At 61.1% G+C, this 26,583-nt stretch carries 25 protein-coding genes; 13 read left to right on the forward strand and 12 right to left on the reverse strand.

Annotation, left to right across the window (positions count from 1 at the left end; all coding sequences use genetic code 11):
* Positions 1-42 precede the first annotated feature (42 nt).
* Both BLV61_RS24625 and eat read right to left on the reverse strand, forming a co-directional pair.
* The gene (locus BLV61_RS24625) at positions 43-210 is read right to left on the reverse strand and encodes a DUF2897 family protein (RefSeq protein ID WP_081997838.1); all 168 of its coding nucleotides are present in this window, start codon (positions 208-210) and stop codon (positions 43-45) included.
* A 125-nt stretch (positions 211-335) separates the two neighbouring features.
* Entirely contained in the window at positions 336-1,700 is a 1,365-nt protein-coding gene (gene eat / locus BLV61_RS24630) for an ethanolamine permease (RefSeq protein WP_090468033.1), read from the reverse strand.
* Between the two features lie 347 nt (positions 1,701-2,047).
* On the opposite strand from eat, the gene kdpF reads away from it, so the two are divergent.
* The 6 genes from kdpF (at position 2,048) to BLV61_RS24660 (ending at position 10,143) form a co-directional block, all read left to right on the forward strand.
* Complete coding sequence (kdpF, locus tag BLV61_RS24635; protein WP_007899818.1) at positions 2,048-2,137, forward strand: K(+)-transporting ATPase subunit F; 90 nt, start codon at positions 2,048-2,050, stop codon at positions 2,135-2,137.
* A gap of 8 nt (positions 2,138-2,145) precedes the next feature.
* Positions 2,146-3,840: a potassium-transporting ATPase subunit KdpA gene (kdpA, locus tag BLV61_RS24640; protein ID WP_090468035.1), complete on the forward strand. Its 1,695-nt coding sequence runs from the start codon at positions 2,146-2,148 to the stop codon at positions 3,838-3,840.
* 10 nt (positions 3,841-3,850) lie between these two features.
* Positions 3,851-5,908 (forward strand): potassium-transporting ATPase subunit KdpB, encoded by a 2,058-nt coding sequence (kdpB, locus tag BLV61_RS24645; protein ID WP_090468036.1) that lies wholly within the window; start codon positions 3,851-3,853, stop codon positions 5,906-5,908.
* Between the two features lie 144 nt (positions 5,909-6,052).
* Positions 6,053-6,598: a potassium-transporting ATPase subunit KdpC gene (gene kdpC / locus BLV61_RS24650; RefSeq protein WP_090468038.1), complete on the forward strand. Its 546-nt coding sequence runs from the start codon at positions 6,053-6,055 to the stop codon at positions 6,596-6,598.
* A 130-nt stretch (positions 6,599-6,728) separates the two neighbouring features.
* Positions 6,729-9,380, forward strand: coding sequence for a sensor histidine kinase (locus BLV61_RS24655; RefSeq protein WP_090468039.1), 2,652 nt, complete (start codon positions 6,729-6,731; stop codon positions 9,378-9,380).
* A 49-nt stretch (positions 9,381-9,429) separates the two neighbouring features.
* On the forward strand, positions 9,430-10,143 hold the full coding sequence (locus BLV61_RS24660; RefSeq protein WP_090469973.1) for a response regulator: 714 nt from the start codon (positions 9,430-9,432) through the stop codon (positions 10,141-10,143).
* Positions 10,144-10,268: 125 nt separating this feature from the next.
* Here the strand turns inward: BLV61_RS24660 and BLV61_RS24665 are convergent, their stop codons facing one another.
* Complete coding sequence (locus BLV61_RS24665; RefSeq protein ID WP_047527125.1) at positions 10,269-11,309, reverse strand: patatin-like phospholipase family protein; 1,041 nt, start codon at positions 11,307-11,309, stop codon at positions 10,269-10,271.
* Positions 11,310-11,530: 221 nt separating this feature from the next.
* Between BLV61_RS24665 and BLV61_RS24670 the strand changes: the two genes are divergently transcribed.
* The 3 genes from BLV61_RS24670 (at position 11,531) to BLV61_RS24680 (ending at position 13,539) form a co-directional block, all read left to right on the forward strand.
* A complete protein-coding gene (locus BLV61_RS24670; RefSeq protein WP_034150181.1) occupies positions 11,531-11,809 on the forward strand; it encodes a hypothetical protein in 279 nt (92 codons plus the stop codon).
* A gap of 46 nt (positions 11,810-11,855) precedes the next feature.
* On the forward strand, positions 11,856-12,623 hold the full coding sequence (locus BLV61_RS24675; RefSeq protein WP_090468041.1) for a CHAD domain-containing protein: 768 nt from the start codon (positions 11,856-11,858) through the stop codon (positions 12,621-12,623).
* A 118-nt stretch (positions 12,624-12,741) separates the two neighbouring features.
* On the forward strand, positions 12,742-13,539 hold the full coding sequence (locus BLV61_RS24680; protein WP_047527127.1) for an acyl-CoA thioesterase: 798 nt from the start codon (positions 12,742-12,744) through the stop codon (positions 13,537-13,539).
* Here the strand turns inward: BLV61_RS24680 and BLV61_RS24685 are convergent, their stop codons facing one another.
* The 3 genes from BLV61_RS24685 to BLV61_RS24695 all read right to left on the reverse strand — a co-directional run bounded on the left by BLV61_RS24685 (position 13,540) and on the right by BLV61_RS24695 (position 16,564).
* Complete coding sequence (locus BLV61_RS24685; RefSeq protein WP_090468043.1) at positions 13,540-13,905, reverse strand: terminase; 366 nt, start codon at positions 13,903-13,905, stop codon at positions 13,540-13,542.
* A 229-nt stretch (positions 13,906-14,134) separates the two neighbouring features.
* Positions 14,135-15,616 (reverse strand): methyl-accepting chemotaxis protein, encoded by a 1,482-nt coding sequence (locus tag BLV61_RS24690; RefSeq protein ID WP_090469975.1) that lies wholly within the window; start codon positions 15,614-15,616, stop codon positions 14,135-14,137.
* 138 nt (positions 15,617-15,754) lie between these two features.
* Entirely contained in the window at positions 15,755-16,564 is an 810-nt protein-coding gene (locus tag BLV61_RS24695) for a TatD family hydrolase (RefSeq protein ID WP_090468046.1), read from the reverse strand.
* A 236-nt stretch (positions 16,565-16,800) separates the two neighbouring features.
* Here BLV61_RS24695 and BLV61_RS24700 point away from each other — a divergent pair, with 236 nt between their 5' ends.
* From BLV61_RS24700 to BLV61_RS24710, 3 genes are all read left to right on the forward strand, one after another.
* Positions 16,801-18,222, forward strand: coding sequence for an MltF family protein (locus tag BLV61_RS24700; protein ID WP_090468048.1), 1,422 nt, complete (start codon positions 16,801-16,803; stop codon positions 18,220-18,222).
* 103 nt (positions 18,223-18,325) lie between these two features.
* Positions 18,326-18,760: a DoxX family protein gene (locus BLV61_RS24705; RefSeq protein ID WP_090468051.1), complete on the forward strand. Its 435-nt coding sequence runs from the start codon at positions 18,326-18,328 to the stop codon at positions 18,758-18,760.
* A 248-nt stretch (positions 18,761-19,008) separates the two neighbouring features.
* Entirely contained in the window at positions 19,009-19,317 is a 309-nt protein-coding gene (locus BLV61_RS24710; protein WP_047527136.1) for a hypothetical protein, read from the forward strand.
* Between the two features lie 77 nt (positions 19,318-19,394).
* Here the strand turns inward: BLV61_RS24710 and BLV61_RS24715 are convergent, their stop codons facing one another.
* The 4 genes from BLV61_RS24715 to BLV61_RS24730 form a co-directional block, all read right to left on the reverse strand.
* Positions 19,395-20,933: a cryptochrome/photolyase family protein gene (locus BLV61_RS24715; RefSeq protein WP_090468053.1), complete on the reverse strand. Its 1,539-nt coding sequence runs from the start codon at positions 20,931-20,933 to the stop codon at positions 19,395-19,397.
* A gap of 24 nt (positions 20,934-20,957) precedes the next feature.
* Complete coding sequence (locus BLV61_RS24720; protein WP_047527139.1) at positions 20,958-21,263, reverse strand: DUF6482 family protein; 306 nt, start codon at positions 21,261-21,263, stop codon at positions 20,958-20,960.
* Between the two features lie 143 nt (positions 21,264-21,406).
* Positions 21,407-21,967: a GTP cyclohydrolase I FolE gene (gene folE, locus BLV61_RS24725; RefSeq protein ID WP_047527140.1), complete on the reverse strand. Its 561-nt coding sequence runs from the start codon at positions 21,965-21,967 to the stop codon at positions 21,407-21,409.
* 91 nt (positions 21,968-22,058) lie between these two features.
* Positions 22,059-22,577: a thiol-disulfide oxidoreductase DCC family protein gene (locus tag BLV61_RS24730; protein ID WP_090468055.1), complete on the reverse strand. Its 519-nt coding sequence runs from the start codon at positions 22,575-22,577 to the stop codon at positions 22,059-22,061.
* A 283-nt stretch (positions 22,578-22,860) separates the two neighbouring features.
* On the opposite strand from BLV61_RS24730, the gene greB reads away from it, so the two are divergent.
* Complete coding sequence (greB, locus tag BLV61_RS24735) at positions 22,861-23,352, forward strand: transcription elongation factor GreB (RefSeq protein ID WP_047527141.1); 492 nt, start codon at positions 22,861-22,863, stop codon at positions 23,350-23,352.
* A gap of 34 nt (positions 23,353-23,386) precedes the next feature.
* Here the strand turns inward: greB and BLV61_RS24740 are convergent, their stop codons facing one another.
* Together BLV61_RS24740 and BLV61_RS24745 are read right to left on the reverse strand one after the other, a co-directional pair.
* The gene (locus BLV61_RS24740) at positions 23,387-25,891 is read right to left on the reverse strand and encodes an ABC transporter permease (RefSeq protein ID WP_090468057.1); all 2,505 of its coding nucleotides are present in this window, start codon (positions 25,889-25,891) and stop codon (positions 23,387-23,389) included.
* The gene (locus tag BLV61_RS24745; protein WP_047527144.1) at positions 25,891-26,574 is read right to left on the reverse strand and encodes an ABC transporter ATP-binding protein; all 684 of its coding nucleotides are present in this window, start codon (positions 26,572-26,574) and stop codon (positions 25,891-25,893) included. Before BLV61_RS24745 ends, BLV61_RS24740 begins: the two co-directional genes overlap by 1 nt.
* Between the last annotated feature and the right edge of the window lie 9 nt (positions 26,575-26,583).

A 26,583-nucleotide genomic window follows, 5' to 3' on the forward strand; every position in this document is an offset into this window, starting at 1 on the left:
TACCCGATGAAAAACAAACCCCCGCGGATACAGCAGGTTTTTTCAGCGGTCCTGCGCATCCTTGGCGTCCGCTTCCGCATTACGCTCGGCTACGCGTCGACGTTGCTCTTCGGTCAGATCGACCTTGTTGGCGGTGTCACGCAGCATCATCAAACCGCCAACGATGGAGCCGATGGCTATTACCAGTATCAACCAGGCATACCAGGGCATAGGACTCTCCTTGAAGGCAGGCCGGTTGGCGAGGCTCGACAACCGCGCGTGCATACCACTTTGAGTGAATGACTTTCGCAGTGGTTCCATTCTATGCCTGATAGGTCAGCTGCACCGTGATTGTTTTAACGCCCGGTCAACATCGCATCCGCCGGCGCATCGGCACGTAACTGCCCGGTGAGCATGAAGTACACGAACCCCACCGCCATGAATGCGAGGAAGATCAGCCCGATCAACATGTTGAACCACGCCATCGCCACCAGGCAAACCACAGCGAGCACCAATGCAATGAACGGCACCAGTGGGTAGCACGGCGCGCGGAAGGTGCGCTCCAGGTTCGGCTCGGTTTTGCGTAGTTTGAACAGGCTGAGCATGCTCATGATGTACATCACGATGGCGCCGAACACGGCCATGGTGATCATTGCCGCCGTCAGGGTCATGCCGCCAAGGTTGATCAGGCCATCGCTATAGATCGCTGCAATGCCGATCACGCCGCCGGCGATGATCGCCCGGTGCGGTGTCTGGAAGCGCGACAGTTTGGCCAGGGAGGCGGGTAGGTAACCGGCGCGGGCCAGTGCGAAAAATTGCCGCGAATAGCCGAGGATAATCCCGTGGAAACTCGCCACCAGCCCGAACAGGCCGATCCACACCAGCATGTGCAGCCAGCCCGAGCTTTCGCCGACCACGGTTTTCATTGCCTGTGGCAGCGGATCGTTGATGTTCGACAGGGTGCGCCAGTCGCCGACGCCACCGGCGAAGAACATCACCCCCATCGCCAGTAACACCAGGGTCAGGATCCCGCTGATGTAGGCCTTGGGAATCGTGCGTTTCGGGTCCTTGGCCTCTTCGGCGGCCATGGCTGCGCCTTCAATGGCCAGGAAGAACCAGATGGCGAAAGGAATCGCCGCGAACATCCCGGCAATCGCCGGTGCGCCGAACACATTGGAACCGGCCCAGCCATTGAGGGCGAAGTTGCTGAAGCTGAACGCCGGCGCGACCACACCCATGAACACCAGCAGTTCCGCGACCGCCAGCACACAGACCACCAGTTCGAAGGTCGCCGCGAATTTCACTCCAAGGATGTTCAGGCCCATGAAGACGATGTACGCGCCGACCGCGGCGTGTTTCGGGTCGAGGGCCGGAAATTGCACGTTGAGGTAGGCGCCAATGGCCAGGGCGATGGCCGGCGGCGCAAAGACGAACTCGATCAGCGTCGCCAGCCCGGCGATCAATCCGCCTTTCTCGCCAAAGGCTCGGCGACTGTAGGCAAACGGACCACCGGCATGGGGAATCGCCGTGGTCAACTCGGTGAAGCTGAAAATGAAGCAGGTGTACATGGTGGCGACCATGAATGAGGTCACCAGAAAGCCCAACGTCCCGGCCACGCCCCAGCCATAACTCCAGCCGAAGTATTCACCGGAAATGACCAGCCCGACCGCAATGCCCCACAAGTGCAGGGTGCCCAGCGTGGGTTTGAGTTGTGTGTTCATGCGTTTGCTCCCTCAACGGATTGGACAGCTCGGGGGAGGGCGTGTGCAGTGGGCGTGCCATTTCGTGATTTGCCGTCGTAAAGCGATGAAAGCTGTCGTATCGGGGATGTTCGGCTCTGTATGCCGGTATTTTTTGCTCCAGATGAGAGCGTCGTCGTCAGTCATGCCGCCATCGCGGGCAAGCTCGCTCGCGATAAGGCCCGACAGAACACCGCTGTAACAAAGCCATAAACCCACTCTTTACACTTTCTTTATGCCCCGCCACACCCCTCGATCTCGTTCCTTTACAGCCTCCCTGTCGACAATGACTCCACACGCGGCAATGCGCCGTAACACGGAGAATTTCCATGAGCGTTCTGGACGGGGTGTCACTGCTGCTGGCAGTGGGGCTGTTCATTTATCTGTTGGTTGCGCTGTTGCGCGCGGACCGGAACTAGGAGCGGCTATGCACAGTTATGACTATTGGCTGATCCTCGCGTTTTTTGCCTTGGTATTGGTCCCGGCGCCGTTTCTCGGACGCTTCTACTACAAGGTCATGGAAGGTCAGCGCACCTGGTTGACGCCGATCCTCGGCCCGGTCGAGCGTGGCTGTTATCGGTTGGCGGGAGTCGATCCGCAGGCCGAACAGAGTTGGCAGAAGTACGCACTGGCCTTGCTCGCCTTCAACCTCGCAGGCTTCTTGCTGCTGTTCTTGATCCTGGTGTTCCAGGACCATCTGCCGCTCAACCCGCAAAACCTGCCGGGTCAGGAGTGGACGTTGGCGTTCAACACCGCCATCAGCTTCATGACCAACACCAACTGGCAGTCCTACAGCGGCGAAGCGTCGTTGAGCTACCTGAGCCAGATGGTCGGCCTCACCGTGCAGAACTTCGTCAGCGCCGCCACCGGCCTGGCCGTGCTGGTTGCGCTGTGCCGTGGCATTGGCCGCAAGTCGACCAAAAGCCTCGGTAACTTCTGGGTCGACATGACCCGCGCCACCCTCTACGGCTTGTTGCCGATGTGCCTGCTGCTGGCGCTGTACCTGGTCTGGCAGGGTGTGCCGCAAACCTTCGCGCAGTATGTGAATGCCGTGACCATGCAAGGCGTCGATCAGGTGATCCCGCTCGGTCCTGCTGCCAGCCAGATTGCGATCAAACAATTGGGTACCAACGGTGGTGGCTTCTTCGGCGTCAACTCGGCGCATCCGTTCGAGAACCCGACGGCGTGGAGCAATCTGTTCGAGCTGGCGTCGATCATCCTGATCCCGGTAGCGCTGGTGTTTACCTTCGGCCACTACGTGAAAGACCTGCGTCAGAGCCGCGCGATCATCGCCTGCATGTTGGCGCTGTTCCTGATCGGCGGCGCCACCTCGCTGTGGGCTGAATACCAACCGAACCCGACCCTGAACAACGTCGCCGTCGAGCAGACCGCACCGCTGGAAGGCAAGGAAGCGCGCTTCGGCACCACCGCCACTGTGCTGTGGTCGGTGACCACCACTGCCGCGTCCAACGGCTCGGTCAACGGCATGCACGACAGCCTTAACCCGCTGAGTGGCATGGTCGCGCTGGTCAACATGATGGTCGGCGAAGTGATCTTCGGCGGTGTGGGCGCCGGGCTCTACGGCATGTTGCTTAACGTGTTGATCGCGGTGTTCCTGGCGGGCCTGATGATCGGGCGCACACCGGAATACCTCGGCAAGAAACTGCAGGCCAGGGAAGTGCAGCTGTTGGTGGTGACTTTGATGGTCATGCCGATCGGCGTGCTGGTGCTCGGCGCGATTGCCGCCAGCCTGCCAGGCCCGGTAGCAGCAGTGAGCAACCCGGGTGCCCACGGTTTCAGTCAGTTGCTTTATGCCTACACCTCGGCCAGCGCCAACAACGGCTCGGCGTTTGGCGGCTTCGGGGCCAACACCCCGTTCCACAACCTGATGCTGGGCCTGGGCATGTTGATCGGTCGCTTCGGCTACATCCTCCCGGTACTGGCCCTGGCCGGCAGCCTGGCGATGAAGAAAACCGCACCGATCAGCCAGAACAGCTTCCCGACCCACGGCCCGCTGTTCGTGACCCTGCTGACCGTGACCATTTTGCTGGTAGGTGGTTTGACCTTCCTGCCGACCCTGGCGCTGGGTCCTATCGCTGAACACTTGAGCATGGGTTTCTGAGGACTATTTGATGAATATGCCCGTAACCAAAACCGTCGCCGCGAAAGCGCCGGAGCAACCGAAAACCGCGATCTCGGCGCTCTGGCGCCCGGCGCTGGTGCAAGCCTTCGTCAAGCTCGACCCACGCCAGTTGCAGCGTGCGCCCGTGATGCTGGTGGTCGAACTGACGGCGATCCTGACCACCGTGCTGTGCTTCATTCCAGACACGGCGGTGCCGACCTTCGTCGCCGCGCAAATCGCCGTGTGGCTGTGGTTCACCGTACTGTTCGCCAACTTTGCCGAAGCCCTGGCCGAAGGTCGTGGCAAGGCGCGCGCCGACAGTCTCAAGGCCGGCAGTGAAGGCCTCAGCGCTCGCCGTAAAACCAGCAATGGCACCTTTCAAGTGGTGCCGGCCACCAGCCTGCGCAAGGGCGATGTGGTGCGCGTCGAAGCGGGGGAGATGATCCCCGGTGACGGCGAGGTGATCGAAGGCATCGCCGCGGTCAACGAGGCGGCGATTACCGGTGAGTCCGCGCCGGTGATCCGCGAGTCCGGCGGCGACCGCTCGGCCGTCACCGGCAACACACGGCTGGTGTCTGACTGGCTGTTGGTGAAGATCACCGCCAACCCGGGCGAATCGACCCTGGACCGCATGATCGCTCTGGTCGAAGGCGCAAAACGCCAGAAAACCCCGAACGAAGTGGCCCTCGACATTCTGCTGATCGGCCTGACCCTGATCTTCCTGCTGGTGGTCGTCACCCTGCAGCCGTTCGCCCACTTTGCCAACGGCAGCCTGCCGCTGGTGTTCCTGGTGGCGTTATTGGTCACGCTGATTCCGACCACCATCGGCGGTCTGTTGTCGGCCATTGGTATTGCCGGGATGGATCGCTTGGTGCGTCTGAACGTGATTGCCAAGTCCGGTCGCGCCGTGGAAGCGGCGGGGGACGTGCACGTCCTGTTGCTGGACAAGACCGGCACCATCACCTTCGGTAACCGTCGTTGCACGGCGGTATACGCCGCCCCGGGCGTCAGCTCGAAGGAGCTGGCCGAAGGTGCGTTGTTCGCCTCGCTGGCCGATGACACCGCCGAAGGCAAATCCATAGTCGAATACCTGCGTGCCCTGCATCCACAACCCGAACCGAGGGCTGAGTTGCTCACCGGCGTGCCGTTCAGCGCCGAAACGCGCCTGTCGGGTGTCGACTATCAAGGTCGCGTGTACCGCAAGGGGGCGGTGGACTCGCTGCTCGCGTTCGTTGGCCAGAAACGCGCCGAGCTGGCCCCGTCCCTGTCGCGAGAAATCGACAAGATCGCCCAGAGCGGCGGCACCCCGTTGCTGGTCTGTGCCGACGGCAAACTGCTCGGCGCGATCCACCTCAAGGACGTGGTCAAGCCCGGCATCCGCGAGCGCTTCGCCGAGCTGCGCAAACTGGGGATTCGCACGGTCATGGTGACCGGCGACAACCCGCTGACCGCTGCGGCGATTGCCGCCGAAGCGGGCGTGGATGACGTGCTGGCCGAAGCCACGCCGGAGAAAAAACTGGCGCGCATTCGTCACGAACAGAACGATGGCCGCCTGGTCGCCATGTGCGGCGACGGCGCCAACGACGCCCCGGCCCTGGCCCAGGCGGATGTCGGCATGGCGATGAACGACGGCACGCAAGCCGCCCGTGAAGCGGCGAACATGGTCGACCTCGACAGCGATCCGACCAAGCTGCTGGACGTGGTACAGATCGGTAAGGAATTGCTGGTGACCCGCGGTGCGCTGACGACCTTCTCGATCGCCAACGACGTGGCCAAGTATTTCGCGATTTTGCCGGCGCTGTTTGCCGCGATCTACCCGCAACTGGGCGTGTTGAACGTGATGCACCTGAGCAGCCCGCAGAGCGCGATTCTCTCGGCGATCGTGTTCAACGCCTTGATCATCGTGGTGCTGATTCCGCTGGCGTTGCGCGGTGTACGAGTCCAGGCGGCCAGTGCCGCGGCATTGTTGCGACGCAATCTGCTGATCTACGGGCTGGGCGGAATCCTGGTGCCGTTCGTGGGCATCAAGGCGATCGACATGCTGTTGACGGCGTTGCATCTGGTTTGATCTGACACTCCCCACTGTAGGAGCGAGCCCGCTCGCGATGGTGGTCAACGATAACGCGCCCTTTCTGACAAAGCGCGGCGCCTTCAGATCCATCGCGAGCAAGCTCGCTCCTACAGGTTTTCCTGCGAATTCGAGGATTTTGAAATGTCCACAATGATACGTCCGGCCTTGAGCCTGTTGGTTTTGATGACCCTGATCACCGGCGTGGCTTACCCCTTGGTGGTCACTGGCGTGGCCCAGGTTGCATTCCCGGATCAGGCCAATGGCAGCCTGGTGCGCGATGCCCAGGGCAAGGTCCGGGGCTCTGCGCTGATCGCCCAGGATTTCGTCGGCGACGCCTGGTTCCACCCACGGCCATCGGCCGGTGCATTTGCCACCGTGTCGAGCAGTGCCAGCAACCTGTCGCCGAGCAACCCGGCGCTGGCCACTCGGGTGATCGACGATGCCAATAAACTGCTCGTACCCGGTCAGGGGCCGGTGCCGTTGGCGCTGATCACCACCTCCGGCAGTGGTCTCGATCCACACTTGCCACCGGCGGCGATTGCCTATCAACTGGCGCGTGTCGCGGCAGCGCGCAACGTACCGGTGTCTACGCTTGAGCAATTGATGAATGCGCACATCGAGCAACCGCTGGTGGGGCCGCCGGTGGTGAATGTGTTGGCGCTGAATATGGCGTTGGAAAAACTGTAGATCGGTGGCGGCGTCAATCGCTAGCAGGCTAGCCCCCACAGGAAGTCAGCAATCCCCTGTGGGAGCTAGCTGCTAGCGATGGCAGCAGAACAATCACCACATCAACACCTGAAAAAAGAGAGCTTCAAACATGAGCGACTCCGGCCGCGCCGACGCGCTGTTAGCAGACCTGCCCCGGGATGGCCGTGGCCGACTCAAGGTTTTCCTCGGCGCGGCACCCGGTGTCGGCAAGACCTACGCCATGCTGCAAGCGGCACACACGCAACTGCGCCAGGGGGTGAAAGTCATTGCCGGTGTGGTGGAAACCCATGGTCGTGCCGAAACCGAGGCGTTGCTCGGCGGCTTGCCGCAACAACCGCTGGTGCGCTCGGAGTACCGGGGCGTGATGCTCGAAGAGATGGACCTCGACGGTCTGCTCGCGGCCAAACCGAAGCTGGTGCTGGTCGACGAACTGGCCCACAGCAACGCCCCCGGCAGTCGCCACGCTAAACGCTGGCAGGACATTCAGGAATTGCTCGCTGCCGGCATCGATGTGTTCACCACGGTCAACGTCCAGCACCTGGAAAGCCTCAACGATCAGGTCCGTGGCATTACCGGCGTGCAGGTTCGCGAGACCTTGCCGGACTGGGTGCTGCAAGAGGCCTACGAGCTGCTGTTGATCGACCTGCCGCCACGGGAACTGCTCGAGCGTCTGCGCGACGGCAAGGTCTACGTGCCGGAGCAGGCGCGAGCCGCCATCGACGCATTTTTCACCCAGACCAACCTCACTGCCCTGCGTGAACTGGCGATGCAAACCGCGGCGGCTCAGGTCGATAACGATCTGGCCCAGGGTTATCGCCAACTGGGTCAAGCCGCGCCGGCCGTACGGGGGCGCCTGCTGGTGGGCGTTGACGGCGATGCCCAGGCCGAGCGCCTGGTGCGCCACGCCAGCCGTGTCGCCCAGCGCCGGCATCTGCCCTGGAGCCTGGTGCATGTGGACAACGGCAGCGTGCGTGACGAGCAATCACGCCTTTGCCTGCAAAGCGCCCAGCAACTGGCCGAACGCCTGGGCGGCGAAGTGGTGCTGCTGCGTGCCGGCGAGGTAGCGAAAACCCTGATCCAGCACGCGGCCGAGCGCCGTGCCAGCCTGGTACTGGTCGGCCAGTCCCGGCCACGACTGCGTCGGCGGTTGCTGGGTGGTGGTCTGGCGGCACGCTTGTTGCGCGATGCGCGAGGGTTGGAAATCAACGTCCTCGACAGTGACGAAGAAAAAAATCCGCCCCGACAACATCCGGCGCATGCGCTGGTCTGGTTCGACTATGCGCTCGCTGTCGTGGCAACGATTTTGGCCAGTGCGTTGGCATGGGCCGTGGCCAGTGTCCTGCCATTGCCCAATATCTCGCTGGTGTTCCTCGCCGCCGTGTTGCTGGTGGCGGTGCGCAGCAGTCTCGGGCCGGCGCTGGCCTGTGCCGCGTTGTCGTTTCTGACCTATGACTTCCTGTTCATTCCGCCGAATTTCTCCTTCAGCATCCAGCGCGAAGAAGACGTGCTCACCTTATTGTTCTTCCTGCTGATGGCGGCCCTCACGGGCAACCTCGCGGCGCGCCAGCGCCGACAGTTGCAGGCCTTGCGCGATACCCAGGGAGAAACCACCGAGTTGCTCGACCTGTCACGCAAACTCACTGCCGCCACTGACCGTCAGGCCGTGATCAGCGCCGCCGCCCAGCACCTCAACGGCTGGAGTGACCTGCAACTGTGCCTGCTCAATCGCGACGGTCAAAGCGGCTGGAAAGTCGAAACCGGTGGTCCGCTGGAGTTTACCGAGGCCGAACGCGCCGCCGCCGATTGGGCCTGGCAACACGATCAACCGGCGGGTGCCGGCACCGGTACGCTGCCGTTTGGGCGCTGGTGGTGGTGGCCCTTGTCGGTGGAGGATGGACCGCTGGCGCTGCTCGGCGTGTGCGCCAAGGAAGGCCAGACCTTGAGCGGCCAGCGTCGGCGTTTGTTGACCGCGTTGAGTCAACCGTTGGCCCAGGCTCTGGCTCGCGCGCAATTGGCCGATGATCTGGAAGCCGCACGGCTGCACGGCGAGACCGAACAACTGCGCAGCGCCTTGCTGGCCTCGGTGTCCCACGATTTACGCACGCCCCTGACTTCCATGCGCGGCAGCATCGACAGCTTGTTGGCCCTCGGTGAAGCGATCCCGCTGGAGGATCGCCGCGAATTGCTCGAAGGCACCCGCGATGAAGCCGAGCGCCTGGACCGTTATATTCAAAACCTGCTGGACATGACTCGCCTCGGTCACGGTGCCTTGAAGCTGGCGCGGGACTGGGTGTCGCCGGCCGACATTGTCGGCAGTTCACTCAATCGACTGCGTGCAGTGCTGGCGCCGTTGCAGGTCAGTGTCGAGATGCCGGCCGAGTTGCCGCTGCTGTATGTCCACGCCGCACTGATCGAACAGGCACTGATCAACGTGCTGGAAAACGCCGCGCGGTTTTCGCCGTTGCATGGCCGTCTGCAATTGCGCGCCGGTGTCGCTGACCAAGAGCTGTTTTTCTCGGTAAGCGATGAAGGACCGGGCATTCCCGAAGCTGAGCGATCGAAGATTTTCGACATGTTCTACACCGCCGCGCGCGGTGATCGCGGCGGGCAGGGCACGGGGCTGGGGCTGGCGATCTGTCAGGGCATGGTGGGCGCCCATGGCGGTCGTATCAGCGTCGCCGACGGCATCGAAGGGCGTGGCACCTGCATTACCTTGCACTTGCCGTTGCAGGAACAGCCTGCCTTTGAAAGTGAGCGCTGAAAGTGAAGCCTGATACTCTTTGGAACTCTCTATGCCGCGACCGGAAACCATGAGCCAGACCACGACCATTTTGGTCATCGACGATGAACCGCAGATCCGCAAATTCCTGCGTATCAGCCTCGCTTCCCAGGGCTACAAAGTGCTGGAGGCCGGCACTGGCACCGAAGGCCTGGCCCAGGCAGCCTTGAACAAACCGGACCTGTTGGTGCTCGACCTTGGGCTGCCGGACATGGATGGCCAACAAGTGCTGCGCGAATTCCGCGAGTGGTCGACGGTGCCGGTGCTGGTGCTCTCGGTACGCGCCAGCGAAGGGCAGAAAGTCGAAGCGCTGGATGGCGGCGCCAACGACTACGTGACCAAACCGTTCGGCATTCAGGAGTTTCTGGCGCGAATACGTGCGTTGTTACGTCAGGCGCCAGTGGGCGAGGCTCAGCAAGCGGCACTGACCTTCGGTCCACTCACCGTGGACCTGGCCTATCGCCGGGTATTGCTCGAGGGCGCCGAAGTTGCGCTGACCCGTAAGGAGTACGCGGTGCTGGCGCAACTGGCGCGGCATCCGGGGCGGGTCATCACCCAGCAGCAATTGCTCAAGGACATTTGGGGACCGACCCACACCGAGGACAGCCACTATTTGCGAATCGTGGTTGGGCATTTGCGGCAGAAGCTGGCGGATGATCCGACCCAGCCGCGGTTCATCGTGACCGAGGCGGGAGTGGGGTATCGGTTGTTGAGTGAGGGTGGTCTTCAGGCAGGTTCTGGCTGATCGGGCCCCATCGCGGGCAAGCCCGGCTCCCACAGGCTTGAGCTGAACACAACATTTGTGAAGGCCACTGAACTTGTGGGAGCTGGCTTGCCAGCGATGAGGCCATTGCGTCGACTCGAGAAATCTCAGGATTCGCGCTCGCTCTCATACCGATCCAGCGTATCCCGCGCAATCTCCCGTCCCAGCGCGATCAGCTCCGGCGCCTTGTAAAACTCGAAAAACCGGCACACCCGCTTCGGCACGTTGATCAGGATGTCCGGCGGATACCCGGCAATCTTGTACTGCGCCAGGGACGTCTGCATCACCTCGAAACTCTGGTTGATCAAATCCAGCAACGACGCCGGCCCGACGTTGTCGATGATGAATGAACCGGTGGCTGACTTCGGTGCTCCGTCGCGTTCCGGCGCAGCAGCCGGTTGCTGGGCTTCGGGTTCGGCGGATTCGATCCAGGGGTTGATCTCGGCCGCTTCGGCCATCAACGCTTCTTTTTCCAGCAGCAACAATTGTTCGGCCTGCTTGCGCCGGAACGGCAACTTCGAACCGAGGGAATTGATCAGGCTGTCGAAGCGGCTTTTGAACGCGGCGGGCCGCTGGATCACCGGCAGTTGGTAATGGCGCTGGTTGGTGGAGTTGAGGTTAACCGCGATGATCAAATCGCAATGGCTCGACACCACTGGCACGATCGGCAGCGGGTTGAGAATGCCGCCATCCACCAGCATGCGATTGCCTTGCATCACCGGGGTAAACAGGCTGGGAATTGCCGCCGAAGCCCGCATGGCCTGGTGCAGGCAACCTTCCTGGAACCAGATTTCCTGCTGGTTGGTCAGGTCGGTGGCCACCGCCGTGTAGGGGATGCGCAGCTCTTCGATATTGATCTCGCCGACAATCTTGCGGATCCGTCCGAAGACCTTTTCTCCACGAATCGCCCCCAGACGAAAACTGACGTCCACCAGACGCAATACGTCGAGGTAATCCAGGCTCTCGATCCAGTCGCGATACTCCTTGAGTTTGCCAGCGGCATAAATGCCACCCACCACCGCGCCCATGGAGCAACCGGCGACGCAGGCGATGTCGTAGCCACGCCGCTCGATCTCTTCAATAACGCCAATATGGGCATAGCCGCGGGCTCCACCTGAGCCCAGTACCAGTGCGACACGCTTCTTCATGAATCGCCCTCGTTTTCAATGGTTCAACAATGCACCCATTGAGGGGCGTGCTTCAATCGTTAAGGTCGCTCGATGGGTCAACGCGTCGTTATTTCGATACTCCATGGCGGCAGATGGTTATTCTCTCGAACGCTATAGTTTGCTGTGGCGATGGACGGCACTTTTCATGCCCCAGGCCGTCCTACCTGCACAATTGTTTACCTATCGTTGAGGTGTGAGTGATGAAAGCCTGGATTTGTGTGCCTTTGATTGCCCTGGCACTGGCCGGTTGCGCCGGAAAAACCGCGTACCGCGATAGTTGTGGCAGCAACCTCGATGCGGCGTGGCATGAACTGGACCTGGCCAAAGCCGAGGGTTTCGCCGGGACGGTCAGTTACTCCAAGGCCTTGTCGCTGTTGACCGCCGCCAAGACCCAGCAGCAATTCGAAGGATTCGAAGGTTGCACCAAAAAGGCCGAGAAGGCCCGGTTCTATATTCGTGAGTCACGGGCGGGGCGTTGAGGCATGATGTAAGGTCATTGGGGAAGTTCGATTCAAGGAGCAAGCGATGTCTGACTTGATTGATCGGTTGGTGGCGCAGGTTTTAGGGCTGGAGGTTCGTCTGCTGGCCTGTCAGGCTCGCCTGAGTGCCCGCACCGATCCGGAAGCGCTGCACGATCTGCGTACCACGGTGCGCCGCATGCGCAGCCTGTTACGCCCCTTGCGTGGCTTGCCCGGTGTCGAACAGCTGGAAGCGGCAGCGTCCGCGGTCGGCGACCTGACCACCCCCTTGCGTGATCGCGAAGTGCTGGCGGCGTATTTGCTCCAGCACGATCAACCCGAAGCGGCTCAGCGACGCATGGCGCAGATGGACGAAGCCTATCCCGCAGTGGCCGCAAGCCCCGAGCTCAACCAACTGCTGATAATTCTCGATGCCTTTCCGCGCTTCCTGCGGGCCGCCCAGCGTCAGGATCTGCTCAAGGGCCTGCGCAAGCGTATCGTCAGGCGCCTGGCCAAGCAGTGGAAGAAACTCGACGAGGCGCTGCACGATCCTGCCCACGACCGCCATCGTTTGCGCCTGCTGATCAAGCGAGTGCGCTATGGCATCGAAGCTTACCCCGAGCTGGACCGTTTGCCGAAGGCGGCGTTGCCCAGGCTGAGATCGGCCCAGGCGGCATTGGGCGATTGGCACGATTGCTGGCAATGGCTGGTCAGGGCCGAGCAGGAGGCGGATTTGCATCCTTGTGTCGCGGTCTGGAAAACCACCATGGTCAAGGCAGAGCACCGTGCTGATCGTGTCCTGGACAAGTTCAGCAAGGCCTGCTTCAAATCCTGACTGTTCCCCGGCCCTCCTGCACGGCTTATCTGTCGTGCACTTTGGCGGTAATCATCACTGTGGCCGACGCGCCGGCTGGTTAAGATTCCCTGATCCTTTTCCTGCCCTTGAGGTTTGCATGCGTTTTTCCGATTTGCTTGACGCCGTCCGCCGCCAGCCCCTGGCGTTGTCGATTCCGGCTGAGTGGGCACAGGGGCGAGCCAGCTTCGGTGGTCTGGTGGCTGCCTTGCAATACGAAGCCATGCGCGCCAGGGTGCCAGCGGATCGGCAGGTGCGTTCGCTGGCGATCACCTTCGTAGGTCCGGTCGAACCGGAGGTGCCGGTCAGTTTCGAAGTCGATGTGTTGCGTGAAGGCAAAGCCGTCAGCCAGGTGCTGGGCCGGGCGATGCAGAAGGGGCAGGTGGTGACTTTGATCCAGGGCAGTTTCGGCGCCTCGCGGCCTTCGGAAGTGGCGGTGACGGCGCAACCGGCCCCGGAAATGAAACACTGGGATGACTGCCAGGAGCTGCCCTACGTCAAGGGCGTGACCCCGGAATTCATGCGGCATCTGGCGATGCGCTGGAGTGTCGGCGGGCTGCCGTTCACTGGCAACACATCCCGTGAGATGGGCGGCTGGGTGCGCTTGCGTGGCGATGTGAAGGAAGAGGCGGTCACGGAGTCGCACATACTGGCACTGGTCGACGCCTGGCCGCCGGCGCTGATGCCGTTTCTGAAGAAGCCGGCGATGGGCAGCACCCTGACCTGGACCATCGAGTTCGTGCAGCCGTTGCTCGAACTGAGCACCCTGGACTGGTGCAAATACCTCGTCGAAACCGAACACGCCGCCGACGGCTACGGCCATGCCGCCGCGAACCTGTGGGATGCGCGGGGGCGTTTGATTGCCATGAGCCGGCAGACCGTGACGGTGTTCGCCTGATCAATGATGGCGGTGGCGCTCCCGCCAGGCGCGCCACCAGCCGCCGCTGAAGAAAAACCGTGGGAATGTCAGGAACTGCTCGACCAGCAGGCGCGAGACGGCATCCTTGCGATCACTGAACGGCTCGGACGCTTGCGCCTCCAGGCTGTGACCGTGACGTTGCAAGGCCAGCGCGGCCAACAGGCCGATCACGCCGATGGCGATGTTCACGAAGCTCAAGCCGAACACCCCGGTAACAATCAACAGGAACCCCAGGATGAACAGCGGCACGGCAATCAGGTGTAACACCAGATTGGTCGGATGCTGATGATTGTTCGGGTAGGCGCGCCATTGCCAGGCGGGAAGGTTGGGGTGACGTTTACCCATGATGTTTATCCTCGATCCATGTTGAACACATGAATAAAGGATAGGTCTGGCTGATGCGGGCGGCGAATCAAGGTTGGCTATGGAGGTGATAGAGGTCATGGTCAATATTGATGCTGAGCGGGCCAGCCTCTTCGCGAGCCAGTTCGCTCCCACCATGGCGTTCTGTCAGACCACAACCTGTGGCCGCTGATTATTCCTTGTGGGAGCGAGCTGGCTCGCGATGAGTCCCTTAGAGCTTGAGTTGCCCTATGGCCCTGCTCAACTCCCCGGCCAACGCCGCCAGGTCATTGCTGGTCGTTGCCGAATTGACGGTTTGCCGCACCGTGTTCTCGGTGACATCGCGAATGCTCACCACCGCCCGATTCATCTCCTCCGCCACCTGACTCTGCTGCTCGGCCGCCACCGCGATCTGCGTATTGCTTTCACGCATTTGCGCCACCGCGCCGGTGATCTCCGCCAGCGCCGCGCCGGCTTCCTGCGCCTGTTGCACGCAGTCGTCGGCCTTGAACGAGCTCTCCTGCATGAAGTCCACGGCATCCCGGGTCCCGGCCTGCAGCGCGGACACCATCACGGTGATTTCGTCCGTGGAGGTCTGCACGCGTTTGGCCAGGTTGCGTACCTCATCGGCGACCACGGCAAATCCACGACCCATTTCACCGGCCCGGGCCGCCTCAATCGCAGCGTTTAACGCCAGCAGGTTGGTCTGCTCGGCAATGCTGTGAATCACATTGACCACACCATTGATTTTTTGACTGTCCTCGGCCAGGCGCTGAATCATTTCGGCGGTCTGCTGCACCCCGGTCGACAACCCGGCAATCGACTTCTGCACGCGCATCACTACTTCATGCCCGCTGCCGGCCAGGGTGTCGGCCGATTGCGAGAGGTCACGGGTGGCGCCCGCGTGCTGGGCGATATGGTAGACGGTGGCGGTCATTTCATTGATCGCCGTGGCGGCCTGATCGGTTTCGCTTTGCTGGCCGAGCATGCCCTGGCGCACGTCATTCATGCTCGACGCCAGCCGCGCGGCGCCGTCATCCAGTTGCCGGGCGGTATTGGCGACGGTGTTGACCACCCGTTGATAGCCGGCCTGCATGGCGTTGAAGGCATTGGCCATTTGCCCGACTTCGTCGCTGCACGCCAGTGGGACACGGGCCGAGAGGTCGCCGGTTTTTTCGACGTGGAGCATCACGTCTTTCAAGGTGTTGAGCTGGCTGAGCAGGAAGCGGATCAGCAGTTGCGAAGCGCCAAGCATCGCCAGCATCAGGATGAACACGGCGACCGCGTAGTTGGCAAAACGCTCGCTGAATACCTGGCTGAGGCTCGGGCCATGGGCAATCACCGCGACCTGCTGACCATCAGCGCGAGTGAATACCTCGGCGCCAATGAGCAGGTTGTCACCGAACAACGGCATGCTGTCGATCTCGACCCAGCCCTTGGCATCGGTCAGTTCCAGCACAGGCTGCCCGTTGAGCTGCGGGGCATGCCCGCGATCGGAGGTCAGTACATTGTCCGCTTTCGGGAGTGGCTGCCCCACGGGCCAGGCGCTGAGCAATCGAGCCTGGGCCTGGGCCGATGCCTGGGCGGTCTGAATCCGGGCTTGCTGTTCGAGCTGCACGGCGTACAGCACCAGCAGCAGCGTGGTGACGAAGGCGACGGCATTGACCGCCCAGAATTTGTATTTCAGCGAAATATTGCTAAGCCAGGCACCCATGGAGGTTTTCTCTGATAGCGGAAACAGCATTGGCAAGGTGCCAGTATTGTGCCGCTATGCAGGTTGACGAATGTTGACATGCGTCAATGGGTCACCCCTTTACCCTGTGGGCAAACTTGTTCCCACCGGAGGTGTGTTTTATTCCGGGATGGAAGGCAGACCATAGAACGCCCGTGCACAGGCGGTCGTGTGGGCGGCCAAATCTTCCAGGCTCTCTGCGCGATGCAACGCCACCTCGCGCAGCACTTCCGTCAGATAGGCCGGTTCATTGCGACCGTTCTTTGGCTTGGGTCGCAGGCTGCGTGGCAGCAGATAGGGGGCATCGCTTTCCAGCATCAGGCGTCCGCGCTTGATCTCTTTCACCAGCGGATGCAAATGAGTGCCTCGGCGTTCGTCGCAGATCCAGCCGGTGATACCGATGTGCAAGTCCAGGTCGAGGTAACTGAACAGCGCCTTGCGTTCGCCGGTGAAGCAATGCACCACGGCGGCGGGTAGTTGATCGCGGAAGTCGCGCAGGATGTCCAGCAAACGCTGGCTGGCGTCGCGCTCGTGAAGGAACACGGGCAATTGCAATTCGACTGCCAGCGCCAGATGCTCCTCGAGGACTTTTTCCTGCTGCGGGCGCGGAGAGAAGTCGCGATTGAAGTCCAGTCCGCATTCGCCCACGGCAACCACGTTCGGTTCCTTGAGCAAACTGCGCAGACGCCGGGCGCTGTCTGCATTCCAGTCGCTGGCCGAATGGGGGTGAATACCGGCGGTGGCGAACAGCCGTTGAGCGCTTTCATCCAGTTGTTGGCACAACTCCAGCGCCTGTTCGCTGCCCTCGACGCTGGTGCCGGTGAGCACCAATTGGCAGACGCCGGCGGCGTAGGCGCGCTCGAGTACAGCCTGGTGTTTGTCGGCGAAACTGGGGTTGGTCAGGTTGACGCCGATATCGATGAGTTGCATGGTGCTACCTCGGACCAAAGGCCGGAAAGCATATCAGAGCTGTCGATTTATAAGAAAAGCCAAGAACTACAACGAGTTAAAGCTGTCTTTTGATGCCGCGAGCCAGGATGGAGTGGTTAGTGTGCTATCACTGTGCCAGTCTTTCGCCCGTTGCCAGCGCTTCAGGCGCTCTGTTTTTTTCGTTTGATTTCATGAAAAAACTCATGGGATCAACCCGAATTCTTTCCGGAGAGTGGATGAAGCGTTCCTCGGTTTTGCTACTGCTGTGTTGTTCGCTGCTACTGCCGATGCCGGCGGTTGCGCGTCTGCCCGGGCCGCTGCAAGCCGCTCCGGCGGGTAAGGTGCGTGACCTGACGGAAATCCGCAGCAGTCGCGTCCTGCGGGTGCTGGTCAACCAGAGCCGCAACAGCTCCGGCGAAGTCCAGGGCCAGGCCATCGGCGTCGAGTACCATCGCTTGCGCGCCTTCGAGCAATACCTCAATGGGTATGCCCGTGACGGTCAGGCAATCACCCTGAAGATCATTCCCAAAGCCAAGGATCAATTGCTCGGCGCGTTGCAGCGTGGCGAAGGGGATGTGGTGGCTCCAGGGGAACTGCTCGACATGCAAGCGGCCCAAGCCGTCAGCACAAGTCAACCGATTGCCAGCGGTATTCCGCTGGTACTGGTCGGCAGAAAAGGCGAGCGCAGCTACACCCGTCTCGAACAACTCTCGGGTAAAACCCTGGCCTTGCCCACCGGCAGCGCCGCCGGGGACGCCGTCAGCCAGATCAATCAGAAACTCACCTTGCACAAACTGCCGCCAGTGAAGATCGAATGGGTCGATCCGACCCTGGCGGTCGAGGATGTGCTGGAAATGGTTCAGGGCGGGATTTTTCACCTGACCATCGTCGAACAACCGATCGCCGAACGTTGGGGCAAAATTCTGCCGAAGTTGCGTTTCGATCGTCAGGTGCACATCCGCAATCCCGGCGAGGAGTTCTGGTTCGTGCGCCGCGATGCGTCGATGTTGCGGGCCAGCATCGATCGCTTCCTGACCACTTACAAGAAGCCGTCGGACCAGGATGTCGCTTTCCTGCGGATCTATCGGCGCCTGTATCAAGTGCACGATCCATTGGCCAAGGCTCACCGGCAGCGCCTGGAACAGCTTCGACCGGTGCTGCAGAAACACGCGGATGCCCAAGGTATCGACTGGCTGAACCTGGCGGCACTGGCGTTCAAGGAGTCCGCCTTGCAGCCCTCGTCTCGAGGTGGTGGCGGGCCGACGGGCCTGATGCAGATCACCCCGTCCGCGGCTCAGCGGGTAGGGGTCAACAATATTCAGGATCTGGATGCGAACGTGCAGGCCAGCGCCAAGTACCTGGCGATGATTCGCCGCAAGTTCTTCTCCAGCCCGAAACTCAACGAACGTGAGCGCATGGCGTTTGTACTGGCGGCCTACAACATCGGTCCGGAGCGGGTCCAGGGGATGCGCGCCGAGGCGCGGCGTCGAGGGTTGAATCCGAATCAATGGTTTTTTCAGGTTGAACGCATTGCCATGGAGCAGGTGGGGATGGGACCTGTCAGCTATGTTAATAGTGTGAACAAGTATTACTTGGCGTTCGATCGGGAGCGGGAGTCGTTGGAGCCCCAGGGGCAGAAGGTTGCCCTACGAAAGTGATCGAATAAACTGATTGTTATGGCGGATTTTTTGCGCTTTTAACATGAAATTTACTGATTAATATAGCGGCCAACCCACCCATACTCTCTAAGGATGACCCAGCATGAGCACACTGATTAACAAGGTTCTATTTACCCGCGCTGGCTACGGCCTGACCGTTCTGAGAATTTTTGTCGGCATCATCTTCGCTGCCCACGGCTCGCAGAAACTCTTCGGCGCGTTTGGCGGGTATGGCCTGGCCGGCACGGCACAGTACATGGAAAGCATCGGCCTGGCGCCGGGCTATCTGATGGCGACACTGGCGGGTGGCACTGAGTTTTTCGCCGGCCTGGCCTTGATCATCGGGTTGCTGGTTCGTCCGGCGGCACTGGGCCTGACTTTTCTGTCGCTGGTCGCCATCTTCTCGGTGCATATCCACAACGGTCTGTTTATGGCTAACAACGGTTATGAGTTCGCCCTGGCGTTGTTGGGTGGCAGCATCGCCGTGATGATCGAAGGCGCCGGCAAGCTGTCAGCCGACCGCGCCATCGCCGGCTGACCGCTCTGGCTCAACGAATAAGGCCCGCTTCGAGCGGGCCTTTTTGTTGCGTGTCATTCTTGACACTGTCCGGTCAGCTTCAATAGGATGTTGCCCATGCGCCGATTTAAACAGCTACTTGCGGGGCGCCAGGTGACTCATTGAGTCGCTGTCAGAAGCTTGAAACAGGCTTCGAAATACCGCTAAAGCGCTGGTTCGGTGTTGCCTCTCACCTGCCATGCAGACTTTTGAGGCAGAGACACGACACGATGAATGCACTAAGCCCCGTTGTACGCCCCGCGCCGATTACGGCACATCTCACCCAGCGCAATCCAAAAATCCTGCTTGGCGGTAAACACCAGCCGACGCTCTTGCGTTATCTCGATGGCTGGCCTCGCCGTACCGGTGGACCCGCAGCGTTTCTGATCCAGTTCGTCGAAGACGGAGAGTCCCTGGCCCGGTTTGCCAGCGACAGTTTCGATCTGGCGGTGATTCAATCGCCCAGCGCCGCCGAGGCGGTCGACGTGATCAGGCAACTGACCCGTGTGGCCCGCCAAGGGCTTATCACTCGTCGCTGAAGTTCTGAGGCGGGAACGTCGGGCGCCGAGGTATCGCATCGCGGATGATGCGACAGGCTCGTCCGATCCCGATTCACTCAAAGCGATTCCCCTGCGTCCAGTCTGGCGAGCAGGGCCTGGCCGCGTTGCCAGAGTGCCTGCTGCTTGGCATCCGGCATGCGTTCGAGGTTTTTGTAAACCATGGCCATGCGTTGATTGCCGCGCAAAAGGTCGCGATGACGCATCAGAAAATGCCAGTAGAGCGAGTTGAAGGGGCAGGCATCCTCGCTTGTGCTTTCACTCACCTTGTACACGCAGTCTCGGCAGTAGTCAGACATGCGTTTTATGTATTGACCGCTGGCGCAGTAAGGTTTCGAGCCCAGATATCCGCCATCGGCGTGCATCACCATGCCCAGTGTATTGGGGAGTTCGACCCAGTCGAAGGCATCCATGTAGATCGCCAGGTACCAGTCGCAAACCTGGCTCGGGGCCACGCCGGCGATCAGCGCAAAGTTGCCGGTAACCATCAGCCTCTGGATGTGATGGGCATAGGCCTGTTTCAGGCTTTGGCCGATCGCCTGGCGCATGCAGTTCATCTGCGTGTCGCCGGTCCAGTAGAACTCCGGCAGCGGCCTGCTGTTGCCGAATAGATTGCCGTCGGCGTAGTCCGGCATTTTCAGCCAGTAGACGCCACGCACGTATTCGCGCCAGCCGATCAGTTGCCGGATAAATCCTTCGGCCGCATTCAGCGCAATGCTGCCTGACCAATAGGCGGCCTCCACATCACTGCACAGCTGACGCAGGTCCAGCAGGCCGATATTGAGCGCAGCGCTGATGCGGGCATGGAACAGAAAGGGTTCGTCGCTGGCCATGGCATCCTGATAGTCGCCGAAGGCGGCCAGGCCATAGTCTAGAAAGTAGTCCCACAGCACCTGTGCCTCGGCGTGGGTCACGGGATAGTCGAAGGTATCCAGGGAACCGTAGTGGTGAGAGAAGTGCTTGCCCACCAGTGCCATCACGTCTCGGGTGATCGAGTCTGCGCCAAAGCGTGCCGGGTACGGCGGTTTTACGCCTTTGGGCAAGGCCTTGCGGTTTTCTGCATCAAAGTTCCAGGCGCCGCCCACCGGCGTACCATCGCCATTGATCAACAGGCCACTCTTGCGCCGCATTTCCCGGTAGAAAAATTCCATGCGCAGCTGCTTTTTGCCGTTCGCCCACGCCGAGAACTCGTCACGGGAACAGAGAAAGCGTGTATCGGCATGCCACTGAATCGGTAACCCGGCATCCTTGAGCGACTGCTCCAGACGCCAGTCACCGCACGCTGTCAGGTGCAGTTCGTGCGGCTGCAACAGTGACTGCCAGCGCCGTAGCTCGCCGGGCACTGAGCCGGTGTTGTGCGGATCATCGAGGGCAACGTATTGCACATGGATGCCACGCTGGCGCAACGCCTCTGCAAAATGGCGCATGGCACTGAAGATGAGTGTGATTTTTTGCGGGTGATGAGGGACGTGGCTGGCTTCCTCCATCACCTCTACCAGCAACACCGCATCGAGCTTGCTATCCAGCCCTTTCAATGAGGCCAGATCAAACGATAACTGGTCGCCCAGGACCAGGCACAGCCGACGAGTGTTTTTCATGAGGCAGGGGCCGGGGTCACAGGTTCACCAGGGCGTAGCCAGTGAAAAAGGAATGCGCATCGACTCGATGGGGCCTTCACGTACGCCGCACATCTCATCGTGGACACATTGCTGCACCAGCACGCAGGGAAAGGGCGGGACAAGCTGCAGCATTTCACGCAGATGACTGACAGAGCGCAGGTGCATCGGCTTCGCTGCATCATCCAGCAGAGTGAACTGGCCGTGATCCAGTCTGACGCGAGCCAGATAAAAACCGCCCTCCAGCGACAGCAGCTCCAGTTCACGGACTTCACCCTTCAAGGCCCGCTGGGTCAACGCTTGCAGATTCAAGGTGCACTCCTTGCCTACCCGGGTAGGCGTTCGCCGTCACAAGCAAAGAAATTGCCGCTATCGGCAAGGGCCAAGCGGTCAATCAGGGATAACAGTTCATGGCCAGGCCTCGCCCGCAGACAGGGGTGATACCCGGCCGGGAGTCAAGGGCGGCGCCCAATCAGTTGCAAGAACTCCTGGCGCGTCGTGGACGACTCGCGAAAGGCGCCGAGCATGACCGATGAGGTCATCACCGAGTTTTGCTTCTCTACGCCCCGCATCATCATGCACATGTGCTTTGCTTCGATAACCACGGCCACCCCGGCGGCATCGGTGATGTGCTGGATGGCGTCGGCAATTTGCCGGGTCAGGTTTTCCTGTATCTGCAGGCGGCGGGCGAACATGTCGACCACTCGTGCCACCTTCGACAGGCCCAGCACTCGCCCCGTAGGGAGGTAGGCCACATGGGCCTTGCCGATAAAGGGCAGCATGTGATGCTCGCACAGTGAATACAGCTCGATGTCGCGCACGATGACCATCTCATCGTTCTGTGATTCGAACAGGGCGCCGTTGATCACGTCCTCCAGGCGCGTTGTGTAGCCGTTGCACAGGTATTGCATCGCTTTGGCTGCGCGCTTGGGTGTGTCCAGCAATCCTTCTCGCTCAGGGTTCTCGCCGACGCCGACGAGAATTTCACGGTAGTGCTCGGCTAATGATGGGTTCACTTTGATTTTTCTCAGCCATACGGCCTTTCAGGAAAGGGACACCCCTGGCAACAGGGGAGTGCTGGTCACTCAAGGTTTTACGCGGGTTTGGTCAAAGCCCCTGTGGCCCGGGTTTGTCGCCGGGCGAATGACAGGGTGAAGCGTTCCAGGTCTGTTTTGTGTTCAAGGCCGCCCCCTCGACAGGTGCTGCTTTTGGCTCCGGCAGCGCACAGCGGTTGTCGTGACAGCGACGGCTTCCATCCGGATGAGGCAACCAGGCCAAATGGGGGCGTAAGCGGCAGAACAGCCAATACCCGACGGCCAGCAACGGGCGGATCGCGCGCCATGTCAGTGGCGTGGCCCAAATCCCCAGGCCGGCTGCTCGCCAGCTCCAGAGCGTGGCGTCCAGGCCCGTCATCCAGCGGCCATCGGCGAATCTGGCATGAAGGGAGGACTGCATTTGCTCGACAGTGAACCCCAGGGCCTTTGCGTCAAACGCTTCGTCACTGATGTCAACAAACAGCAGTCGGGCGTCAATGGCGCGCCGGCTCAGGAACCTGATTTCCCGAGCGCAGAGCGGGCATTCACCGTCAAAGTACAGTGTGAGTGGCCACGGCTGTTTATTATACATGTCGGCGCTTCTTGTATAGGTTTTGTATAAGATAGGCTGAAAAAAACCGACTGACAATGGTCGTCACTCTTCTCCGTGTCATTGGCTCCCGGTGTGGGCCGTATAAGCGACACACAACCTGTATAGCCAAGAGCGTCTAAGGTTCATCCCTGATGCGGTTTACCTGAATGCTGCTGGCTGAAGTTATGATACGAACGCGCCGGGATGCTGGCGTTTTTGCTGTGAACCTGTGGACAGGGCGCTACACAATCGTGCCCGGATAACCGTAAGTGAGAGGCCCGTCTTGAGCACCAACATCATCACGAAGGAAGGTCATGAGGCTTTGAAGCAGGAGCTTGATTTCCTTTGGCGAGAAAAGCGCCCCGACACGACGCGCAAGGTCACCTGGGCGGCATCGCTCGGCGACCGCAGTGAAAACGCGGATTATCAGTACAACAAAAAGCTGCTTCGGGAAATTGATCGGCGAGTCCGATACCTTCGCAAACGTCTCGAGGATGTACGGGTTGTCGAGTATTCACCCGAGCAGGAAGGAAAGGTGTTCTTCGGGGCTTGGGTCGAGATCGAAAACGAGGCCGGGGATATCAAAAAATTCAGGGTCGTGGGGTATGACGAGATCTACGGTCGCAACGATTACATCTCGATAGATTCCCCCATGGCCCGTGCGTTGTTGAAGAAAGAGGTGGGGGACGAGGCCGTTGTGCAGACCCCCAGTGGGGAAGTGCTGTGGTGGATCAATGAAATTTCATACCGAAAACAGGATGAAACACTCGGATAACGGCATCTTCATGGAGGGGAGGAGGGTTGATGGATCAACCCTCGCGCAGGACTGTCAGGGGGCTGGCGTTCAAGGCGCGACGAGTGCCGAACACGCCGGCGCCGCCGATCAGCACGGCTCCGATCAGTGGCAGCAGCAACAGCCATGGGTGCGGATGCCAAGGCAGGTCAAAGGCGAACCGGTAGAGCACCAGACTCACGACTTCCGACCCCAGCGCGGCCAGTAATCCGCTGACGGCGCCCAGCAAACCAAATTCGATCCGCCGCGCCTTGACCAGCAACTGGCGTTCCGCTCCCAGCGCCCGCAGCAGCGCGCCCTGACGAATGCGTTCATCCAGCGTCGCCTGCAGGCCGGAAAACAACACCGCCATGCCAGCCGCCAGCACGAACAACAACACGTATTCCACCGCCAGCGTGACTTGGGCGAGGATGCTGCGCAGTTGCTCCAGCAACGCTTCGACCTGCAGGATGGTCACCGCCGGAAAGCTGCGGGACAGATCGACAATCTGCTGATCGTGGCCCGCTGACAGATAGAAGCTGGTCAGATAGGTCGCCGGCAGATCCTTGAGGGTGCCGGGCTGGAAGATCATGAAGAAATTCGGCTGGAAGTTGTCCCAGTTGATTTCCCGCAGGCTGGTGACCTTCGCCTCGCGGTTGACCCCGCCGACGCTGAACACCATGTGGTCGCCGAGCTTCAGCTTCAGGCTTTCGGCGACCTTGCCTTCCACCGATACGCCAGGCACCTCGTCCGGAATCTGGTCTTGCCACCAGTTGCCCGCGGTGAGCTTGTTGCCTGCCGGCAGGTCCGCCGCCCAGGTCAGGCTCAGATCGCGCTGGATCGCTCGATCACCGGCCGAATCCTTGCTGACGATTTGCTGCACCGGTTCACCGTTGATGCTGATCAGCCGACCCGGCACGACCGGGTAGAGCGGGGCCGATTGCGCCGACAGTGAGATCAGGCGATCGGTAAAGGCCTGTTTATCCGCAGGCAGGATGTTCAACGCGAAATAGTTCGGCGCATTTTTGGGTAACTGGTTTTGCCAGGTGTCCAGCAACTCGCCGCGAAGCAGGGCGATCAACGTCATCGACAGCAGGATCAAGCCGAACGCCAGGGACTGGCCTGCGGCCGCCAGCGGGTGACGCAACAATTGGCCCAGACCGAGGCGCCACGGCAGGGAGGCTCGGGCGAGCATGCGTCGCAGGCTTTTCAGCAGCAGTAACAGCAGGCCACCCAACACCAGCGCGGCAATCATGCCGCCGCCCAGCAGGGCAAACGTCAGCAGCAGATCCAGGCTCAGGCGCCACATGATCAGACCCAATGCGGCCAACGCCGCGCCGTAAACCATCCAGGTGCTGGATGGAATGGGCAGCATGTCGCGACGCAACACCCGCAACGGTGGCACCCGGCCCAGCGCCGCCAATGGGGGCAAGGCAAACCCGGCCAATGCCACCAGCCCGGTACCGATTCCGGCAAAGGCCGGGAACAGGCCGCCCGGTGGCACGTCGCTGGGCAACAAGTCATGCAGCAAGGCAAATAACCCCAGTTGCGCCAGCCAGCCGATCGCGGCGCCGCTGATGCTCGCGAGCAATCCGAGTACGGTCAATTGCAAACTGAACAGCACCATGGTTTCGCGCCGGGACAGGCCCAGGCAGCGCAGCAGCGCGCTGGCATCGAAGCGGCGGGTGGCGAAGCGTGTCGCCGACAATGCCACCGCCACTCCGGCGAGCAAGACCGCCACCAGACTGGCCATGTTCAGATAACGTTCGGCCTTGCCGAGCGCACCGCCGATCTGCCGGTTGCCATCGCGGGCATCCTGGATGCGCTGGTTGGCTGCCAGGCCAGGCTTGATCAGTTGGCGATAGGTTTCCAGTGCCCGGGCATTGCCACGCCAGAGCTCGCGATAACTGACCCGACTGCCGGGCTGCACCACGCCGGTTGCCGCAAGGTCGTCGAGATTGATCAGCACCCGTGGCGTCAGGCTGTAGAAGTTGCCGGCACGGTCGGGTTCATAGGTCAGTACCCGCGCCAGGGTCAGGGGTTTCATGCCGACATCGATGCTGTCGCCGATCTTCAGGTTCAACGCGGTCAGCAATCGTGATTCGACCCAGGCTTCGCCGGGTTTCGGCCCGCCTCCGGACGTTTCCGGGGCGAATGGGGCAGGGGCGCTTTTCAGTTCGCCGCGCAATGGGTAGACACTATCCGCCGCCTTGATACTCGACAACTGAATGCCATTGTCGGTGGCGATGACGCTGGAAAACTCCACCACTTGCGCATGTTCGAGGCCCAGATCGGTGCCGCTTCTTATCTGCTCCGGGCGCGCCGGTGAGCTGCCTTCGAGCAGCAGGTCGGCGCCGAGAAACTCGGTGGCGCGCAACATCATGGCGCCGTTCAGGCGGGCGCCAAAATAACCGATGGCAGTGCTCGCGGCCACGGCCACCACCAAGGCGAAAAACAATACGCGCAATTCGCCGGCGCGGGCATCGCGCATTAATTGGCGAATGGCGAGGCTGAACAGGCGCACAAACGGCAAGCGTGCCATCAAGGCTCCAGGGGGGCGACCAGCAGGCCGGCTTCGAGGCGGATCAGGCGCCGGCAACGGTGTGCCAGGCGTTCGTCGTGGGTCACCAGCACCAGGGTCGTGCCGCGTTCCTTGTTGAGTTCGAACAGCAAGTCGCTGATGCGCTCGCCAGTGTGGCTGTCGAGGTTGCCGGTCGGTTCATCGGCAAACAGCACGTCTGGTTCGGCGGCAAACGCACGGGCAATCGCCACGCGCTGCTGTTCGCCGCCGGAGAGCTGGCGTGGCGAGTGGGTCAGGCGCTGGCCAAGGCCCACGCGCTCGAGCAATTCGGTGGCGCGTTCGCGGGCATCTTTGCGGCCGTCGAGTTCCAGCGGCAACATGACGTTTTCCAGGGCATTGAGGCTGTCGAGCAACTGAAATGACTGGAAGACGAAACCCACGTGCTCGGCACGAATGCGGGCGCGCTGGTCTTCGTCGAGGTGGCTCAGGCTTTGCCCGGCGAGGGTGACTTCACCACTGCTCGGCAGGTCGAGTCCGGCGAGCAGGCCGAGGAGGGTGGATTTGCCGGAGCCGGAGGCACCGACGATGGCCAGGCTGTCCCCCTTGTTCAGTTCCAGGCTGAGTTCGTGCAGGATAGTCAGTTCACCTTCCGCGCTGGGGACCACTTTGCTGAGGTTCTTCGCGGTGAGAATGCTTGCGCCCATGGAGAATCC

Source organism: Pseudomonas mohnii, from assembly GCF_900105115.1.
Taxonomy (GTDB): domain Bacteria; phylum Pseudomonadota; class Gammaproteobacteria; order Pseudomonadales; family Pseudomonadaceae; genus Aquipseudomonas; species Aquipseudomonas mohnii.